Source organism: Thiothrix sp., from assembly GCF_028714775.1.
Lineage (GTDB): Bacteria > Pseudomonadota > Gammaproteobacteria > Thiotrichales > Thiotrichaceae > Thiothrix.
The window spans coordinates 98072-116943 of the sequence record NZ_JAQTLS010000010.1 but is presented as its reverse complement, the minus strand read 5'-3'; the positions used below and the strand labels follow the sequence as shown (position 1 = coordinate 116943).

Annotated in this window: 21 protein-coding genes; 6 read left to right on the top strand and 15 right to left on the bottom strand. The window is 50.5% G+C overall.

Annotated elements, in window-relative coordinates:
• The first annotated feature begins 20 nt into the window (after positions 1-20).
• Complete coding sequence (locus tag PHE17_RS11275) at positions 21-482, top strand: DUF4231 domain-containing protein (protein ID WP_301015951.1); 462 nt, start codon at positions 21-23, stop codon at positions 480-482.
• A gap of 50 nt (positions 483-532) precedes the next feature.
• On the opposite strand, the gene PHE17_RS11270 is transcribed toward PHE17_RS11275, so the two are convergent.
• Positions 533-1363: a S1-like domain-containing RNA-binding protein gene (locus PHE17_RS11270; protein ID WP_301015950.1), complete on the bottom strand. Its 831-nt coding sequence runs from the start codon at positions 1361-1363 to the stop codon at positions 533-535.
• 188 nt (positions 1364-1551) lie between these two features.
• Between PHE17_RS11270 and PHE17_RS11265 the strand changes: the two genes are divergently transcribed.
• A complete protein-coding gene (locus tag PHE17_RS11265; RefSeq protein ID WP_301015949.1) occupies positions 1552-1749 on the top strand; it encodes a hypothetical protein in 198 nt (65 codons plus the stop codon).
• A 65-nt stretch (positions 1750-1814) separates the two neighbouring features.
• Here PHE17_RS11265 and PHE17_RS11260 read toward each other — a convergent pair whose 3' ends face one another.
• The gene (locus PHE17_RS11260) at positions 1815-2249 is read right to left on the bottom strand and encodes a hypothetical protein (protein WP_301015948.1); all 435 of its coding nucleotides are present in this window, start codon (positions 2247-2249) and stop codon (positions 1815-1817) included.
• Between the two features lie 168 nt (positions 2250-2417).
• The gene (locus PHE17_RS11255) at positions 2418-3215 is read right to left on the bottom strand and encodes a hypothetical protein (RefSeq protein ID WP_301015947.1); all 798 of its coding nucleotides are present in this window, start codon (positions 3213-3215) and stop codon (positions 2418-2420) included.
• A gap of 214 nt (positions 3216-3429) precedes the next feature.
• Here PHE17_RS11255 and PHE17_RS11250 point away from each other — a divergent pair, with 214 nt between their 5' ends.
• Genes PHE17_RS11250 through PHE17_RS11240 form a run of 3 tightly spaced genes read left to right on the top strand, consistent with a single transcriptional unit; the run spans position 3430 to position 5957 of the window.
• Positions 3430-4260: a hypothetical protein gene (locus PHE17_RS11250; RefSeq protein WP_301015946.1), complete on the top strand. Its 831-nt coding sequence runs from the start codon at positions 3430-3432 to the stop codon at positions 4258-4260.
• Positions 4261-4276: 16 nt separating this feature from the next.
• Positions 4277-4720: a DUF3592 domain-containing protein gene (locus tag PHE17_RS11245; protein ID WP_301015945.1), complete on the top strand. Its 444-nt coding sequence runs from the start codon at positions 4277-4279 to the stop codon at positions 4718-4720.
• A 19-nt stretch (positions 4721-4739) separates the two neighbouring features.
• The gene (locus PHE17_RS11240; protein WP_301015944.1) at positions 4740-5957 is read left to right on the top strand and encodes a hypothetical protein; all 1218 of its coding nucleotides are present in this window, start codon (positions 4740-4742) and stop codon (positions 5955-5957) included.
• A gap of 13 nt (positions 5958-5970) precedes the next feature.
• On the opposite strand, the gene PHE17_RS11235 is transcribed toward PHE17_RS11240, so the two are convergent.
• Together PHE17_RS11235 and PHE17_RS11230 are read right to left on the bottom strand one after the other, a co-directional pair.
• Positions 5971-7161 (bottom strand): NAD(P)/FAD-dependent oxidoreductase, encoded by a 1191-nt coding sequence (locus PHE17_RS11235; RefSeq protein WP_301015943.1) that lies wholly within the window; start codon positions 7159-7161, stop codon positions 5971-5973.
• A gap of 84 nt (positions 7162-7245) precedes the next feature.
• Positions 7246-7635, bottom strand: a complete 390-nt coding sequence (locus PHE17_RS11230) for a hypothetical protein (RefSeq protein ID WP_301015942.1) — start codon at positions 7633-7635, stop codon at positions 7246-7248.
• A gap of 470 nt (positions 7636-8105) precedes the next feature.
• Between PHE17_RS11230 and PHE17_RS11225 the strand changes: the two genes are divergently transcribed.
• Entirely contained in the window at positions 8106-9605 is a 1500-nt protein-coding gene (locus tag PHE17_RS11225; RefSeq protein ID WP_301015941.1) for a DUF4080 domain-containing protein, read from the top strand.
• Positions 9606-9607: 2 nt separating this feature from the next.
• On the opposite strand, the gene PHE17_RS11220 is transcribed toward PHE17_RS11225, so the two are convergent.
• The 10 genes from PHE17_RS11220 to rph form a co-directional block, all read right to left on the bottom strand.
• Positions 9608-10402, bottom strand: coding sequence for a hypothetical protein (locus tag PHE17_RS11220; RefSeq protein WP_301015940.1), 795 nt, complete (start codon positions 10400-10402; stop codon positions 9608-9610).
• A gap of 8 nt (positions 10403-10410) precedes the next feature.
• Positions 10411-11670 carry a type II toxin-antitoxin system HipA family toxin gene (locus PHE17_RS11215; protein ID WP_301015939.1) on the bottom strand — a complete coding sequence of 420 codons (1260 nt, stop codon included), beginning with the start codon at positions 11668-11670 and terminating at the stop codon, positions 10411-10413.
• Entirely contained in the window at positions 11667-11936 is a 270-nt protein-coding gene (locus PHE17_RS11210; RefSeq protein WP_301015938.1) for a helix-turn-helix transcriptional regulator, read from the bottom strand. The genes PHE17_RS11215 and PHE17_RS11210 overlap by 4 nt, the downstream gene beginning before the upstream one ends.
• 198 nt (positions 11937-12134) lie before the next feature.
• Entirely contained in the window at positions 12135-14279 is a 2145-nt protein-coding gene (locus tag PHE17_RS11205; protein ID WP_301015937.1) for a hypothetical protein, read from the bottom strand.
• Positions 14280-14294: 15 nt separating this feature from the next.
• A complete protein-coding gene (locus PHE17_RS11200) occupies positions 14295-14456 on the bottom strand; it encodes a hypothetical protein (protein ID WP_301015936.1) in 162 nt (53 codons plus the stop codon).
• A gap of 344 nt (positions 14457-14800) precedes the next feature.
• Positions 14801-16150: a hypothetical protein gene (locus PHE17_RS11195; protein WP_301015935.1), complete on the bottom strand. Its 1350-nt coding sequence runs from the start codon at positions 16148-16150 to the stop codon at positions 14801-14803.
• A gap of 101 nt (positions 16151-16251) precedes the next feature.
• Positions 16252-16995, bottom strand: a complete 744-nt coding sequence (locus PHE17_RS11190; protein WP_301015934.1) for a lysophospholipid acyltransferase family protein — start codon at positions 16993-16995, stop codon at positions 16252-16254.
• Positions 16996-17538: a D-glycero-beta-D-manno-heptose 1,7-bisphosphate 7-phosphatase gene (gmhB, locus tag PHE17_RS11185; protein WP_301015933.1), complete on the bottom strand. Its 543-nt coding sequence runs from the start codon at positions 17536-17538 to the stop codon at positions 16996-16998.
• A complete protein-coding gene (rdgB, locus tag PHE17_RS11180) occupies positions 17535-18140 on the bottom strand; it encodes an RdgB/HAM1 family non-canonical purine NTP pyrophosphatase (protein ID WP_301015932.1) in 606 nt (201 codons plus the stop codon). The genes gmhB and rdgB overlap by 4 nt, the downstream gene beginning before the upstream one ends.
• Positions 18137-18853: a ribonuclease PH gene (gene rph / locus PHE17_RS11175; protein ID WP_301015931.1), complete on the bottom strand. Its 717-nt coding sequence runs from the start codon at positions 18851-18853 to the stop codon at positions 18137-18139. Before rph ends, rdgB begins: the two co-directional genes overlap by 4 nt.
• Positions 18854-18872: the final 19 nt, after the last annotated feature.

Below are 18872 nucleotides of genomic sequence, written 5' to 3'. Positions count from 1 at the left end.
CCATAACAAAGAGGAAAACCATGCCAGAAAACAACTCCATCTACCTGAGCGCAGAAGAATACATAGACCAGCGCCTCAACGACCAGATTAACTGGTACTCAAAGAAAAGCGCCTTCAACCAATCCCGCTTCAAACGCTTGCGGTTGGTAGAAATCGTTGCGGCAGCCCTAATCCCCTTCCTATCCGGCATGGGTACACAAATTCCCTTCGGGCAATGGGTTGTCGGCACGTTAGGGGTAGCGATTGCCCTGTCGATGGCGATCAACACCTTTCTCAAGCATCAGGAAAACTGGATTCAGTACCGTACCACTTGTGAACAACTCAAACGTGAACAGTTTCTGTTTGCTACACGAAGTGCTCCCTACAACGATGAAAACGCTTTTCAAACACTGGTCATGCGGGCTGAAACCCTGATGTCCCAAGAGGTATCAACGTGGACACAGGTCATGCACGATAACAGCACGACCAAAAAACCAGCGTAAACATCCCGGAAAGAAGTTGATGCACAGCTAATGGATGTGGAAGCGATGGCCTAAACCAACCGAATCCCTTCCTTACTCAGCAAAATCCGCTGCTGCTTAAAGAGCAATCCGATGGCGCGTTTGAAATGCGCCTTACTGACCTGAAACTCGCGGTAAATCGCTTCCGGTGAACTTTTGTCGCTGAAATCGGAACTGCCACCCCGCGCTTGCAAGTGGTCAAGGATTTTCTGGGTCAGTTCATCGTGCGCCACTGCACTGGGCAATTGCAGCATCAGGTCAATTTTCCGGTCGGGGCGGATCGCTTTGATATAGCCCTGCACCCGCTGCCCAACACGCAAGGGCTGGAACACTTCGTTGGCATACAACAAACCGAGGTGTGTACCGTCGATTACCGCTTTGAAACCCATGTCAGTGCGCTCATAAATCAGCAAATCCACCGCTTGGCGGGGTGTGTAGCCAGTGCTGAATTCGTTGAGGAACAGTTCCAGCCGTGACGAGCCAGCGATAGTTTCAGTTTTTTCATCGACATAAACGTAAACCACGTAGGACTGGCCTTCCTGCATCGGATGCGCTTGTTCACGGCGTGGAACCAGTAAATCCTTGGGCAAGCCCCAATCCAAAAACGCCCCGAAACGGCTGAGCGCGACAACTTTCAGGCAAGCGCATTCGCCCACCTTGACCAGCGGGGCATCGGTGGTGGCAATCAGGCGGTCTTCCGAGTCCAGATAGATGAACACCTTCAGCCAGCTATCGGCTTTGCAGCCTTGCGGCACGTAACGCTTCGGCAGCAGGATTTCGCCGTAATTCGCACCATCCAGATACACGCCGAATGACGTTTCTTTCACCACCCGCAAGAGGTTATGCCGACCCAGTTTTAACATGAAGTTGTTCCTTCCTTAGTGTTTGCTACGGGGATTATCGCACGCTTTGGCACGGTTGGCTGACATGGTTCACCGCAGGCTATCCATTCAGGGCAGAAAATTTTGCGCAATTCTGCCGCAAATTTGATTAAGTTCGCCTATATTATAGACTTATAATTTTTGAGGTCATTTAGCATAGGGGGACTTCGATGCCAGCTAGCTTTTGGGTCGGTGGAATGATCGGCTTTCTTTTGGGTCTGATTTTTAAATCATGCCCAAACAACAAAAAACGTGACTACAACGATGGCATGAAAGCCATGTACATTGAGATGACCACCCGCAAATATGGCAAGGATGCCCAAAGCATTATTGATGCGGTTGAGAAGGAGAAAGCCAGCAAAAAATAAGCGGCCTCCTTTTCATCGGCGCAACAACAGGCGGGGTTCAATAACGAACCGCCTGTTTCATGCCATCACTTGCACAATCTGGTTTGGTAAGCCGCCGCATTGCCGCGTCCAACCTGACAACGCCATGCCCGTTGGATCGCAGTGACTTGCCACGCTGTTTTGGTGGCAGTAAACGTGATCTTTTGCAATGAACCTGCCACGGAATCGTCGGGCAGGTTTTCTTCGCGCAGGGTGCAAACTTGTTTGCCATGCACGGGTTTTGCACACCAAGTGTAAGTTTTCACCTTACTCTCTGCATCCATCGGCAAACCACGCAATAATTGCAGCGGCGTTAATACCTTTTTGGGGGATTGCGCCGCAACTGCTTGCATCACGCTTTCAAAGGCTTGCACATCCGCTTTCGGGGAGGGTTTAAAGTTTTTGACCGGGTAATTTCCCGCCGCCCACAGCGTGCTTGAGAAACAGCATAGGGCAAAAGTTGTGAGAATGTATCGTTTCATGATTGTTACGCCCGCAAGGATATTGGTAATCGTTGTTTAATTCTGTATTGCCTGAAGCATTGACCGATAACAAGCCGGAAAAGTTCGGTGCTGTGTAAACATTAGCGACCAATAGTGCGCAAAATTTTATCTTTTCTCAACTTAAAGTTCCTCCACTTACACCCTAACTCACCATTGCGCATGGATATGGTCATCATGCCGCGCCGCACGACAGCCCTGAAACTTAAGGTTAGCGGCTTGTACGCCCAAGCGTACCTGCAAATGCGGTTCCAACAGCACTTTTTGCGCATCCGCCACCAGCAATTGCAACAAGGCACGGGTACGTTCCGCGTCGATTTCATAGGCTGCATAGCGGGATTGCAACCCCTCAAAATCCCAGCGTAACCAGCTTTTTTGCCCCGTACATGCCGCTTTTTGCCGGGACGCAGGTTGCTCGTAAAACCAGTAGCCATGCCAAGAAGGGGAAAAATCCACCGATTCCTGCGACCCTTTGCGCTGGTAGAAATAGGCAAGGTCAACCTTCCTGCCGTCCTTGTGGCTCAAGTGCGGCAGCAACGGGAAACCATTCATAAACGGAAAATTCGCATCCAGATAACGTACCGTGCCATTGGGATAATGCTGGCGGAATTGTTGGGCAACACGCACCAAATGGGCTTTGGTGTCAGGCGTGACATAATTACGCATCAGCAAGCAATAGCCGAAATTCGCGGGACGTAACGGTGCATCAGCAGTCGCAGTGCAAAGCAGCGGCACACGCCCACCCCAACTGGCAAGTTTCGGTACAATCACAAACACACATAGCGCGTAAACCAACAGGAACACCCCGAGGCGCAACACACTTTGTTGCCAGCAAGAGGCGAGCTGGATCAGGTTCAACAGCGGAAGGCTGAGCAATAGCACTAGCCCGCCGACTTGGGTCAGCATGGTCAATAACAGCACAGCGATGCCGTAACCCAACATTGTCATTCCACAAACTCCGCAAACACACCATAGAATTCGGTGGCGAAATTGAAATTATCAGGAGATGCTTGACGCTTATCAAGAGAAACAGCACACAAACAACCTATTATGAGTATTGTAGATGCGATGGAAAGCTAAAGTCCCTATTGTGGATTTTTACACAGCGTGGTGCTTTAGCAAGCAATAATGTATGACTAATAAAGGTTAGGGAGTAAAAGTCATGAAACGTTTTTTTAGCATTCTGCTGAAAATACTCGGCGGTGTTCTCGTGTTTGTAATCTTGATATTGGTGATTGCATTCTACTCAACCTCTGGCATTGTTAGTGTAGCCGATGAGTTTTTCCAAGCAGTAAAAGAAAAAAATATCGCCAAAGCCCACAGCTATCTTGCGGAAGATTTTAAAGCCAGCACCGACGAAGCCGCGCTGAGCGACTTTTTGTCGAAAGGTGCAATCCTCAACTATAAGGACAGCAGTTGGTCTGAACGTAGCGTTGAAAATGGACAGGGCAAGCTGAGCGGTTCCGTCACAACCGAAAGCGGCGGCACTGTCCCCATCGAAATGACGTTTACCAAAGAACATGATGCATGGAAGATTTATTCCATTCAAAAACAAGCCGCTGGCTTACAGTCAGCCAGTAATGCGGGAGAGGAAACTACGGGGACTGCTCCACCTACCGCCGCTGCCTCCAACATCCCCAGCAAGGCCGAGCAAATTGCCTTGGTAAGCCAGTCTATGCATGATTTCGCCATTTCGATTAATGCCAAAAGCATGGATCATTTCCGTAAAGGTATCGCGAAAATCTGGAAAGACCAAGCGTCCACCAAAGACCTCAATGAGACCTATGGCAGTTATATCAAGGCAGAAGCTGATCTGAGCATTTTGGATAATTTGGAACCCAACATCGAAGATGGGGTAAAAGCTGATGAAAATGGGATGATTACCCTTAAAGGTTACTACCCCACTAAACCCAAGCGCGTTAATTTCGAGCAAGGGTATATCTATGAAGGTGGCGCGTGGAAACTGGTTATGTTCAATGCACTGATAAAATAAATAGGAGGATGGTGCTATGTCCGTCAATGTTATCGTTGGTTTGCCGTTTGTATTATTAGGCGTGCTATTTATTTTCTTGGCTAAAAGAAATGCTAAACGTGCAGAAGAAAGTCTGACGTGGCCTTCCGTGCGCGGCACGATTACCTCTTCGATGCTGGCAAGTTTTGATTCAGACGATAGCCCGACGACTTATCAGCCCAAAGTGGAATACGAATACACCGTAGCCAATCAGCCATATACCGGAAAACGTATTGCCTTTGGTGTTGCTGGCTCTGGCAACGAGGCCGCAGCACGGAAAGTGGTCGTCCAGTACGCTATCGGTTCTGCGGTTGAGGTATTTTACAATCCAGCAAAACCCAGTGATGCCGTGCTTGAAAGAAGTGCTGCCGCCTCAAACAAGGTTTTCTGGATCATGGGCGGTGTCTTTACCGTCGCTGGGCTGCTGGCACTGGTTGTTTAAAGGATAGTCAGGAATACCCATGCAATACAACGTAATCATTTCAAGGGGCAAAATGGTGGCGGGGATGCTGCTTTGCGCGGTTTCCATGCCCACATTCGCAGGGAGCGCGGTCTTTCCTGAAAATGGCCTTATTGAACTGGTTACGTGGGAAAATGGGCAAGATGCCTACAAAATTGTCCATACCTGCTCACTTTCCGGCAAGTCCATCCATTGTGATGGCAGCATAGCAGTCCCCGAAGGGCAGGTGAAAATGTCCTTTGCCCTTGATGGGACGGTCAACGGAGGCAACGTTGAGTTGATGGGGGTAGGAACGACACGCTATTCAGCAGAAGCTTGTTCAGCCACCGCAACCTCGCAGGACGGTTTCAAATTGGAACTGGACGATAGCGGACATGGCAGCGGCACTTCTGCGCCGGGAACACTCACATGGACAGGCGCGAGTGCAAAATGCGCAATCTTGGTTGGCAAAACAGAACAACAGCCCTCTGCCCCTATGCTCGCGACATGGCGCATTCTTGATGGAGTGCCGGATGATGGTTTCGGCGACCAGCAAACCAAATCCGCACTATGGAAACAGCTTGGGCAGGCCGAAGGGCCGCTTGCCCGCAAATGCTTCGAGGAGACATTTGCCAAGCTCAAGAAACCGGATAATGCGGAAATCAAGGGACGAATCGAAACCGCTGCTTACCAGCAGCACATGGTTGAAGTGGCAGTGGAAGCCGCCAAAGCCGATGATTTTGATCCAAACTGGCTGGAATCGGCCAAAAGCATTGGCGGTTCTGGTGATGCCAAGCAGCGGGTAACGGATACACTGGCAAAAGGTTTGCCGGGATTATTCGGGACGCTGGTGCGGCTTTCGCAAAAAGCTTACCGCCTCTCCAACGGCCTCAATGAAAAAGCACTTTTACCAAAGCTCAAAGGCAAACTCTATGATGCCTATGCTGCGGAACGTGCCCAACGCCCGAATGATCCGCCCGCCGAAGTTTTAAAAGATGCCAGCACCCATGTCGGCACTTGGGAAAAACTAAAAACCGATCTGATCAAACATTTCCCCGGCGCGAACGATGATGCCCGTGAGCGTGCAATGGCGGAATATCTCGCCGCCCGCTTCGATTTTTTGGCGAAAGTGCGTGAAATTGCCGCCAACAAGGAAAAACATCTGGCAGATGCGTGGAAAAATGCCGCCGATGACATTGCCCGCGTTAGGGGTGACATGCTCAATTGCATGGTGAAGTAGGGGTATCCGGCTTTCAGGCCACTTGCCCCGCGCACCACCCCGATGCCCACGCCCACTGAAAATTGTAACCGCCCAACCAGCCCGTTACATCCACGGTTTCACCAATAAAATACAAGCCCGGCACTTTCCGCGCCTCAAAAGTCTTGGAAGACAATTCGCGGGTATCCACCCCACCAACACTGACTTCTGCGGTGCGCATCCCTTCCGTACCTGATGGTGTCAGTTCCCACCCTTGTAATTGCTGCCCAATCGCCTGTAACTGCTTTTCGCCATACTGGCCGAGCGGGCGGTTAGGAAATAGGCTTTCACACAAGCGTTGCGCCAAACGATTAGGCAATATTTCCGACAATACCGTTTTCAATTCGGCCTTGGGGCGCTGCTTCTGCATAGCTTGCAACCATGCCGCCGCATCTTTGCCCGGTAACAAGTCGATCACTATGACTTCACCTTTCTGCCAATAGGATGAAATCTGCAAGATCGCTGGGCCACTCAAGCCCCGGTGAGTGAACAACATCTGCTCGCGGAAGTAACCTTCCCCACAACTTACAGCCACTTCCGTGCTCACGCCTGCTAGTCCTACGAACAAACCTTCCAGCACATCCTGCGGGAAGGTGAAAGGGACAAGAGCGGGGGAAAATGGGATACTTTTCAAGCCAAACTGTTTCGCTACGCGCACACCGAAGTCAGTCGACCCCATACGCGGAATAGAAGGCCCTCCTGTGGCGATGACCAGCGAAACAGCATCCAACCTACCTTGTGCGGTTTGCAGGCGAAAATTCGCCTCATTACGGCTAATTTCACCCACCTCGGCATTCAGACGCAAATCTACCCCGGCATCGCGGCATTCTGCCCATAACATTTCCACCACCGCAGGCGCTTTTTGGTCGCAGAAAAGTTGCCCCAAAGTCTTTTCGTGCCAGCTCAGATTGTGTTGGTGCATGAGGGCAAGGAAATCCTGCGGGGTGTAACGTGCCAGCGCGGATTTGCAGAAATGCGGGTTTTGCGACAAGTAGGCGGTCGGATTGACATGCAGGTTGGTGAAATTGCAGCGTCCACCGCCGGAAACGAGGATTTTGCTGCCGATCTTGTCCGCTTTGTCGAGCAGCAGCACACGCCGTCCGCGTTGGCCTGCTATCGCAGCACACATCAAACCGGCAGCGCCTGCGCCGATGATAATGACATCGTAGGGTTCTGTTATTTGCATGGGCGCATCATAAGCCGACTTCCCCAAAGAAAAAAGCCCGCATAAAGCGGGCTTGAGAGTTCTCCTTCAATCGATTCCGTCATCTTACCAATGGATGGTGACGCTGCGACGCCCCCAGAGCTTGGCTGCTTTACGATCTTTACCCATGTAGATGTCGATCTTTTTGCGCCAGCGCGGGTGCATCTTGTCAAGGACGGTGTATTCGCCCTCAAGACCTCTGATCTGGATTTTGTCACCACGGGACAAACCATATTGTCTCAGTAGGTCTTTGGAAACAGCGACGGCCTTCATGCCGGGGTGTAAGTAGTCGCCCCATGCGGCGAGGTTCGGATTACCATCCGTTTGTGACGGAAGCGAGTTGTAAGCAGTAGCGGTAACACTAAGGTTGTTTGACCGGCTTTTTCCTGCGGAGGCTGTTCCCACCATACTCATGGCGAGCGCAAGCACAACAAGAAAACGAGTTACAGTAAACATGACTTTTTACCTAAGTAATTGATTAATTGAATATTAACGAGGATTTAATTGAAGATTTAAGGATATGATTGAAGCGAGGATGCGAACGTTAGCATAGAATTATATGCTAATGGAAGCCTTCGGCTAAGATTCCGACTAACGGGGTCGGGGCGGAACGTACTAGATTTTTTAATTTGCCTGTACATATAAAATCTCTCCACGGGGACAAGCTACCTGCTAAAACGGAAACGCGCATCCTTTCGCTTCCCGCGTGTAATAGTTTGGATACGTTTTTTCTTGGGGTAAAATTAACGTAAGCAAACAACAACATACGATGCGCGGAGTGTAGTGCAGATTTGTGCGGATGTCATTTATTTGTGCAAACTTTCTTCTTTAATGGATATTGACAGGTATTTTTAAATAGAAAAAGATCACTATTAATCAATATATTATGTGATATAATTAACATTCCGCTTCCAGCAGTGTACCTCATGCCTGATATTGTCCTGACAACCCTAAATGCCCGTTACACCCACGCCTCTTTGGGGCTACGTTACCTGTATGCCAATCTGGGCGAATGGCAAGCAGGGGCACGGATTATGGAGTTCACCATTGCCATGCGCCCGTTGGACATTGCTGAACAATTACTCGCTGTTAAACCGCGCATCATCGGCTTGGGTGTCTACATCTGGAATATTAGTGAAACCACAGCGCTGGTCGAATTATTGAAAGCTTTAGCGCCCGAGATCACGATTGTCCTCGGCGGGCCAGAAATTAGCCACGAAACCGACAAACAGACCATTACCCAACTCGCCGACCACATTATTACGGGTGCGGGCGAGACCAGTTTCCGCCAATTATGTAGGCAATTGCTCAATGGACAGCCACCCGCGCGGAAAATTATTGCCGGGGAACAGGTTCCGCTCGACCAACTTGAGCCACCTTACGCTTATTATTCTGATGAAGATTTGCGCACACGCGCCATCTATGTAGAAGCCTCACGCGGCTGCCCATTCAAGTGCGAATTCTGCCTTTCGGCACTCGACAAGACTGCTTACCCCTTTGAATTATCCGGTTTCTTAGTGGAAATGGAGCACCTTTGGCAGCGTGGCCTGCGTCAATTCCGCTTTGTTGACCGTACCTTTAATCTGAAAGTCCAAACCACGGTTGCGATTCTGGACTTTTTTCTAGCACGTTTAGATGCGGAAACCTTCCTGCACTTTGAATTAGTGCCCGACCATTTGCCGGATGAACTCAAGGAACGCATCACCCGCTTCCCCGCCGGGACATTGCAGTTTGAGATCGGTATCCAGAGCTTTAACCCGACGGTACAAGCGCTGATCAGCCGCAAGCAAGACAATGGGAAATCAGCAGAAAATATCCGCTGGTTACGCGAACACTCCCATGCGCACCTGCACACTGACCTGATTTTTGGCCTACCGGGGGAAGATTTGCAAAGTTTCGGCGAAGGTTTCGACAAACTGATGGCGCTCGACCCGCACGAAATCCAGATGGGCATCCTCAAACGGTTGCGCGGCACACCCGTAATCCGCCATACACAAGCCTTCGGCATGGTGTTTAACCCGCAGCCACCGTACAACATTTTGCGCACGGATCGGGTAGATTTTGCTACCGCCCAGCAGATGGGGCGTTTTGCGCGTTACTGGGACATGATCGGCAATTCGGGGCGCTTTGCCCATACCTTGCCGTTATTGTTAGGAGATGCGCCGTTCTCACGCTTCTGGCAACTCTCGGAATGGATTTACACGCAAGCGCAGCAAACGCACCAAATTGCCCTGCCGCGCCTGTTCGTACTGGTACATCAGGGCGGGCAAGAAACATTGGGCTTGGAACGTGAGGCGCTGGAAAGCGCATTGCTGGAAGATTACGCCCGTACTGGGCAGAAAGGGCAGATTCCGTTCCTCACGGAATTCCGCCGCAATGCCCCGGCAACCAGCAGCGGCAACCAGCGGCAATTACGGCATACTTGAGATTATTTGCTGCAAACTTCCTTGGCGAAGGATTCGTAATCAGCGGGTTGTTGGCTGGCACAGGCGGCAATGCAGTGCTTATTAAAGGATGCAGCATCGAAACCGGGGAAATCAGCCATTGCTGCTACGCCACGTGACAAGTAACCGGCAAATTCGGCCTGCGGATCAGCGCATTTATCATCTACCTCATGGTAATCAACACAAGCACTTAGCCCATCGGTGTGTAACCATTGGCATTTTTCATCGCCAAGAAACGTTTTGGGTACGGTTTCCAGCACGACTTTCAGCGCATCGTCTTCCAACACCGCCGTTTTGTGTTTGCCTTTGTCAAAACCGAGGTCAAGCACGATTTTTTCACCATCCGTCTTGGCGCTCAGGTCGTCAGGATAAGCGGTGAAATCATCCAAGGTGACAGTTTGCGGTTTTGCATCCTTGCTCAACACCAAAAAGTAGAAATGGTTTTGCGGGCAACCTGTTCCGCCGCAATTGGAGCCGAACAGCACCAAGTCACGCTTGCCCTGCTGTATATACTGATGCAGGGAAAGGTAAAACGCTTCTTCGCGGAAAACTTGACCACCATCCAGTTTCAGGGTATCAGGCGGCATGTCCGCTTTCGCACGGGTAATTTCCAACTTGCCGTAACGGGTTTGGAGGGAATCATCTTCCAGCGCAATCGGCTGGATGTGGGTTTCCAGTACTTCGACCTTGGGTTCGCTTTTCTCGCCATCGTTGCAGCCCGGCAAAGCCAGCAACAACGCGCAACAGCAAATCCAAGTTAATGGTTTAAACACACTCATGTTATTCCTCATTCACAGTCCGTGCCCATAATAGCGGCAATTCCCTGTTTCCATACAGCTTGTATACGCTCGCCTATCGCTACGAACGCGGGGTTCTCCCGTTGGTATGCCTGTAATTCAGGCAATGTTGCCTCCAGACCGTGTGCTACCCACTCAAGTAGGCGGCTGGCGCGGCGTTCGTTGATGTTGCAGAACTGGCGGGCAAAGATCAATAAGGCTTTGCGTTCTGGAAACGATTTACTGCCCCCAAACAACAATGCCAACGTATCGTTGGGGATGTAGGGCGTGGTGGAAACAATATCGAAAGCCGGGGCAAATTGCACTTCGCCTTCCGGGTCATCGTACAGCACCCCAAAGTTTTTCAAATGCGCATCGCCGTTCCGCACCGCACACGTCAGCGCCAACGACAGGAAAAACTGTTCCAACGCCTCGTGCACCCGGTGCGGTGAAACAAATTGGCGGATACGTTGGGCGATGTCCTGATAACTGCCCACGTATTTGTCGTCGGTCGCAAGTCCGTTCAGTACGCAAAAATCCTCGAAGCCACGATAGCCACCTTTGCCATCCAAATCGAAGCGTTTGACGATCAACAAGCGCCCTTGGGCGACGAGTTCCACATCTGGCGTTTCCAACCCGGCTTTACGGGCAGCTTGCATACAAAAATATTCATTGGCAGCGAGTTGCGGGAAACGTTCCGGGTTCCATGCTTTGACGATGTGGGTAGCATCGCGGTAGCTGAATTGCTCCAATTGCGCGGTAGCGGAAACGGTTGCTGCATCCCGCACCAGTACTTTCGGTTGTACCCCAGAAATGCCGGAGTAGTTAGCGTAACGCTGCAACAAATCACTGAACAAGTCTTCCGTTCCTGTGTAGGTGCGTAATTCCTGCATATCTTGTAAAGGTATGGAATCCGGTTCACTGCCAGCCGCAGCCAGACGGATACGCCCAATCTGCGACTGCCCAATGATGCCCAGCAGCGCCAGATCGTCGAAATTCTGCACAGCTTTCTGGAAACGGTTGCGCAGCAGTTCGCGCAATTCGCCTTCCGGCAAATTCATCTGGAAAATCGGGTGGACGCCTTGCTGATAGCCGTACTGGTCAGGCATTACTGGCATCGTGAGGGAAACCGCCTGTTGCGGTTTGGCATCTGGCAAGTAACTGAACACATAAGTATGTGCGTGCACAGCACTACGTCCCAAATTACCGCTGCATGTCCCCTGCACATAAATGTCGAGGCTGCCTTGGTCAGTTTGCGGGTGTTTGCTCATGAGCTGCCTGTTTTGCGCTGGGTGGCTTCGTCAACGAGGGTGTGCAGGGTCGGGCGGCGTGAAGCTAGGGTTTGCACGGAAAGCTCAAGACCGAGCGCAGAACATAAAGCCATTACCTTGCGGATACCGACTTCGCCGATAGTGCCATTTTCGATACCGGATAGGGTAGCGCGGCTCATCCCCACCATTTCGCACAAGTGGGTTTGGGTAAGGTTGCGTTGTTTGCGGGCGGTACGCAGGGCTTCGCCCAGAGCTTGCATTTCCATGTCTAATATATAGTGCAATTTTTGTTAGTTATCAAGATATGAATAGTTTTTAGTGCATTTTTTACAGCATGTCCGCATGAGCATCAGCCTTTTTCAGGAGTGCCATGAACGCTTATGGGCTTGGGTGAGGATACGTTTGCCCACTAATGAAAAAAGCCGATCCAATAATGACCGACTTTTTTCACTATTAAGCGTTAATTAACGATATTGAATGACGCCACCAACAACCTTTGGTGCGGCAGTAACAGTTGGTATCGCCCCTAAAGTAGGAGTAGGAGATTGCAAATCACCAATGACAGGTAAGTCAAAAGATGTTGTCGTCATCCCTGTGCAACCGGCATCGTTCTTACGCATATGCTGCTCCATTCCCAGTCCTTTTACCAAATAAGTTGTACCATCTGAATCTGTAACTTCAGTTCCATCAGCTATACTGAATTCAGGAATCCAACGGGTATTTGGGCCACACGTAACAGACTCATGGGTAGACATACTGACACATTTTCCTGGAATCCCTTGTAAATTACCAAACCCAGCATATTCTAATCTAAATTGACTAGTAGTATCATCATTATTGGCATGAGCATATTTCACTTGCAAAGGTTGTGAAAAGCTTTCAAACGTACCGTCGGCTTTTCGTAGGGCAGTCAATTGATTCCAAGAGTTTGAACCTGTTTCCCAAGTATAAAAAGCTTCAAGATTCCAAGCCTTCCATGTACAGGTCTGTGGGTTTTGTGCCGTACTCCAATCACAAGCCAAGTTAGTACCAACCGGAACAAGTGCACCCGTATGTAAACCCTCTTGACTGGTTGAGGTAATCGGAGTGCCTCCAACCTTTAATAGCATATCTGTGCCGAAAGTATAATTGGTGGGGGTATCGCTATGATTTACCGTACTGCCATTTGCTTGTATACACTGGTCGTAGCATTGGAGAGTGACAGGCACAGCATCCCCCGGCATGACAGTTGTGCGTTTGTACAATGTAACAGCGGTGTCGGCTCTCAATGCTGCTTGGTTCCCATTGCCATCACGCAGTGGTATCCGTACATTCCCACCCAATGCATTTGAATAAGCATTTATATCATCGCTGTCAGCGGCAAATGTTAAGTTTGGATTTTGAACTGGTAGCCAATAACATTGCTGATTATTGCCACTACCTGTACATTCCATCTTCTGTGTTTTAATGAATGCCGAACCATTCCATTCAGCTTGATAATCTTGCCGACTCCCATTTTCATCTATACCAATATTAAGAGGCACGTTTTTAATGGCATTAAGGGTTAGTGTTTCTTTCTGATTCTTAATCAGTTTTCCACCTGTTTTCAGGACAGTATAAGCCGTACCTGCATCAGTCCCATCATTATTAACTTTATAAAGGGCTTGACCATTAGTCAGATTCTGACCGTTAGGTAGCCATACTCCCCAATAGCTTGCCCAGCCAGAATCGCGGTTATTGAGATCAGTTTTGACTTGAAAACCACTGTTTCGATTAACTCGCGCCCCATTGCTTGGATTGTATAAGCCATAACTCCAAACATTATTTACATAGTCATTACGTGAGAAACACATGTTTTCTGAGCCAGAATTACGCAAAAATTCATTTTCAGTAAATGCAATATTAAAACTTCCTTGGTATCCATCTTCCGCTGAGTAGGTACTTCCGTACCCCGCAGATGCGCTTGTCCGAATCAACGTTGCTTTCGTCTCGGAATCTCCTCTTGTATCTTGATCAAAGAATCGTAAGCGGGCACGATTTTGTGTATCGGTATCAGAGGTCATGAAACCCTTAAATATCACATCATTATAGTCAATTACTACATTACCAGTAGTGGCTGGATAACCTATCCAGTCCATACGAAACTTACCAAGCGGACTAGTGGCATTGGGCGTTTCCGTCACTGTCATTAAAAGTTGGATTTGCTGGTATGGATCACCAGTACGATCTCCCGCTGAAAGTATCCACATCTTTGCTTGCACAGGTGAGTTTGCATCCGCTTGTGTAACATCCATAGTAAACTTCTGATAATCAGGCGCTAAACTAGCGGCGGACTGTCCTTCGCCAGAGGAAGAGGCTGCATTAGAAGGGTTGGCTTTATCTGTCTTTCCGCATAAATTATTATCAACAAGAGCCACATACGACCCTTTATTTATAAATTCCTCAGCTTTTGTTTGCCCTACAAGACACATAATCTCATTAGCTGAGTCAAATGCACCTGCTGACACTTCATTAATATATTTATCAACGCGATCCGTGTAATAGGGCGTCCCCGCAGGGGGTGCTGCAAAAGCAGGCATTGCCAACAATACAGCAGCCACGATGAAAGTATGCTTAAACTTAGGTTTCATGTTTCAATCTCCAACTTACTTTGCATCGACAACGCTAACGGTTGTGGGAATAAGAGCAACACCCTGCTGGATGTTGACACCCGACGTTGTTGTGGTTGTGCCGCCACCGCCGCCGCCACAAGCTGCGAGAGACAAAGCCAGCAGCACACTGACAGCTAAAAGACTTTTTCTGAACATCCCAATTTCTCCTCTTGAACCTGAGCTAAAGTTAGCCACGATCTGCAACGCACGAGGGTACTACAAAAAATGTAAACTCAGGTTTACATCACGCATAAATAACTTGATGAATGTCATTATTGTGTAAATTAGCAATAAAAAAAGCCGGTCTATGCAGACCGGCTATCCAGTATGTCAGCGAGGGTTAGTTGAGGGAGTCAGGCTGACACGTGGAAGGTTAGCAGTGGTGCTTACTGCTTCCTGAGAAAGATGACTTCCACGATGCTAACAAAGAAAGTGTAAACTGCGGTTTACACCCCTAAACTTTTTTGCGTCATTTCAGCACAAAATGACGCATTTTTATGTTACCCACGCTTGCGGCGCGTAACCGTCACTTCCGAATATTGATCGCCCATCGCCACGCAGCGGCTTTGTTCTGCCCAAAATGAAGTAGGTGAGCGGTTGATTTTGTAGTAATAATCCATGTTCAGGTTGGGTCTGGTGGTCATATCCCCTTCATACATCAGGTTCATCAAGGATGCGGCGACACCTGTGACCAGATAATCGACCGGGTGGTCGGCGTAACCAAACCAGCGCAGATACCCCAGTGATTCATACGGACGCCATACCCGCACCACCAGCTTTTCCCCCGGAACCAGTTCCGCGACACGCCAAACACCCCAGCCCAGCGCGTTAATGACGGCAATAATGCCATGCAGCCAATCTTCGCGCTCCTGCACCATCGGCATCACCAAGCCATCCCACGCATCGGAACTCATGATCCCGCCCATGGTATTAAAGCCGCAAATATGCCCGGCTTCAGTCAGCAGGGTACGCGACAAGGCCATGCCTTCCAGATTGATATATTGTTTGTAAAAAAACAGTGCGGGGTAATCGTAGATCAGCAAATCCGCCAACGCTGGGCGTTTTTTCAGGACTTCTGCCAACTGGCGCTCAAAGCGGAAGGAAACCAAGTTGTAGTAATCGGCGTAGTGGCGGGTCAATTCCACACCGAAAGCCGGAATCAGCCCCTGTTGGTTGCCAAACAAGGGGGCTTGGCTAACGCCAGCAATGATCGCGGCTTCATCAATATTCCCGCTAAGGGTACGCTCCGGGATCACCGATGCCATGCCTGCCACTTCCAGATACGCGGGTGTGCCGCTTTCCAGCCCGAACAGGTATTCAAACTCATCCCCACCGACATAGATGTGGAAAGTGCTTTGCCGACCTTTGAGGGAAATCGCTTCCTTGGTCAACTCGCCGCTGAAGGCTTCGCCAAACACCGCCGAGAGTGCGCCGATGGTGAACCCCAGATCAAAGTATTCCCCCGCGCCGCGCCGTTTCTCGAAATTCAGCGCCAATGCCCGTCCGTAATGGGATGAATAGGTGGTCAGGTCAAACTCATTTTGACCCACGGCTTTTTTGACCGTCTCTGCTAAGGGCAACAAACCAAAACCGCAGAAGCTGTAAAGTTGTTCCGCATAACGCAAACGCTCGTCCGGTTTCATCCCCGGATGCTCGCGGAAGTGTTGTTGCAAGCCGAGGAATGCCACCTCAGCCGCTGATTGGATCAATACTTTCTGGTTGTCGATATGACGGCAGTTTTCAATCGTATTCTGCAATGTACGGTTGTAGTGGTTGCAGTGAAACACCACTGCTTGCCCGTCAATGGTGCAAATGCCAGTTGCCGCATCTGCTTGAGGATTAATGCCCATAGCCCACACCCTTCCTAATAAATAAGCTCTATGTATTTTTAGTACAAATCGAAGCCAAAGGCAGAAAAATCTGGATGAGCGTAACTATTTGATCAGAATGGTTAATTGCCTATCGGTGGTAAGCGCAATTTTTCAGCTTCGATCCAGTTTTCTACTTGTTGATTAATCGCATCCGCCTTCATATTTTTGGTGGAGAAAGCAGGACCAATGCTAACAGTGATCGTCCCCGGCCTTTTGATCCACGCATGACGCCGCCAGCTCATCCCCGCATTGTGTGCTACTGGCACAACCGGGAAACCGGCATGGGACGCCAAGATTGCCCCGCCAATTTTGTACGGCAGCTTTTCGTCCGGTGCAACGCGCGTGCCTTCGGGAAAAATCACGATGCTGATGCCTTCTTCCAGCAACGCTTTGCCTTGATGGGAAATCTGCTTCACCGCCGCACGCCCTGCCGCACGGTCAATCGCAATCGGACGAATCAGGCGCAAGCCCCAGCCAAAGAAAGGGATTTTCAGCAATTCGCGCTTCATGACCCAACTCAGGTGTTGCGGAAAAATGCACGGTATTGCGAAGGTTTCCCACGTTGACTGGTGGTTAGCCATGACAATGAATGCGCCCTCGGTAGGGATATTTTCGCGCCCGATGACTTGGTATTTCACCCCGCAGGTCACTTCCAGCCACCAGCGGTTGAAACAGTTCCACAGGGTCACGCCGGGGTAACGCAGCTTGAGTGGGACTAACCACAACAGTGGAGCCAACAAACCCGCCAGCACGGTGCTGATGGCAGAGCCAATCCAGAAAACAGTGGCGCGAGTACCTAGCCAGAGCGTTGTCAGTGCATTCATTTAAGTATCGGTTCCGGGAAGTGAGTCAACGTAGTGTGACAGGTTATCAAACACAGGTATATCCGCAGGCAACTTACCGCCTGCCAGCGTGCGTTCGCCTTTACCCGTGCGGACTTGCGCATAAGCAGCCCCCACCGCCGCCGCTGCTTGCCAATCACGCAGAGAATCCCCCACGACCGTGGTTTCGGTCAAATCAGCCGCAAAATATTGCGCAATTTCCAGCAGCAGACCGGGCTTGGGCTTGCGGCAATCACAGTGGTCATCACTGACATGCGGGCAATAGGCGATGTAATCCACTTTGCCGCCGTGTTCCGCCAATAAGCTGCGTAACTTTTCGTGCATGGCGTCCAACGTTGCCGTCGTGTAATAGCCACGTGCAATGCCGGATTGGTTGGTGGCAACCGCCAGCGTATACCCTGCCCGTGACAGTTTCGCCATTGCCTCAATGCTGCCGGGAATGGGAACCCATTCTTCCACGGACTTGATGAAATCATCCGAGTCGGCATTGATCACGCCATCACGGTCGAGGATGATGAGCTTCATGCCTTAGGTTCCCGCTCCAGCAATTCATGCAGTTTGCGCAGAGCTTGCCCGCGATGGCTGATGCGGTTTTTCTCTTCTGGTGGCAATTCGGCGGAAGAGCAGCCGTGGGTCGGCACGAAAAACAGCGGGTCATAACCGAAACCGTTTGCACCGCTGAGTCCGTGCAGGATGCGGCCTTCCCAACTAGCTTCGGCAATGATCGGCAGTTGGTCATCGGCGTGGCGCAGGTAAACGATGCAGCAGTAGAAACGCGCCGTGCGCTGTTCCTCTGGCACATCTTTTAAGGCTTCCAGCAATTTGGTGTTATTAGCAGCATCACCGCCGTGTTCCCCTGCATAACGTGCGGAATACAGCCCCGGTGCGCCACCGAGTGCATCCACCACAATACCGGAATCGTCCGCCATTGCAGGCAATCCCGTCATTTTCGCAGCGTTGCGGGCTTTAATCAGCGAGTTTTCGACGAAGGTTAGGCCATCTTCAATGGCATCAGGTACGCCGAGTTCACTTTGGCGCACGAATTCCAAGCCAAGATCAGCCATCATCGCGCTGAATTCGCGCAACTTTCCGGCGTTACCCGACGCCAACACAATGCGTTTGCTCATAAACCCAACACCTCTTGTTGCGCTTGCATGATTTCACGGATACCTTTTTCTGCCAGTGCCAACATCGCATCCAACTCGTCGCGGCGGAATGCATGGCCTTCTGCCGTGCCTTGCAGTTCGATGAATTGGCCTGCCTCGTTCATGATCACGTTCATGTCAGTTTCGGCATTGGAATCTTCCGCGTAATCCAAATCCAACACCGGCACGCCGTTATAGATGCCCACGGAAACGGAGGCGATTTGCCCGTGCAGTGGATTCTTTTTCAGGCGGCGGTTTTTTTGCAACCACTTGATCGCATCGCACAAGGCCACGTAAGCACCACTGATAGAAGCCGTGCGGGTTCCGCCGTCGGCTTGGATCACGTCGCAGTCGAGGGTAATTTGGAATTCGCCCAGCGCTTCGAGATCAACAATTGCACGCAGGGAACGCCCAATCAGGCGCTGGATTTCCATCGTGCGCCCGCCTTGCTTGCCTTTGGCGGCTTCGCGGGCAGTACGGCTGCCGGTGGAACGCGGCAACATGCCATATTCCGCCGTCACCCAACCTTGGCCTTTGCCTTTCAGCCAACCGGGCAGTTTGTCTTCAACGGTTGCGGTACACAGCACCTTGGTATTACCAAACTCCACCAGCACGGAACCTTCAGCATGGCAGGTGTAGTTGCGGGTGAACTTGACGGTTCGCATTTGCTCGGGTGCGCGTGCACTGGGTCTCATCGGGATTCCTTTTCATCAA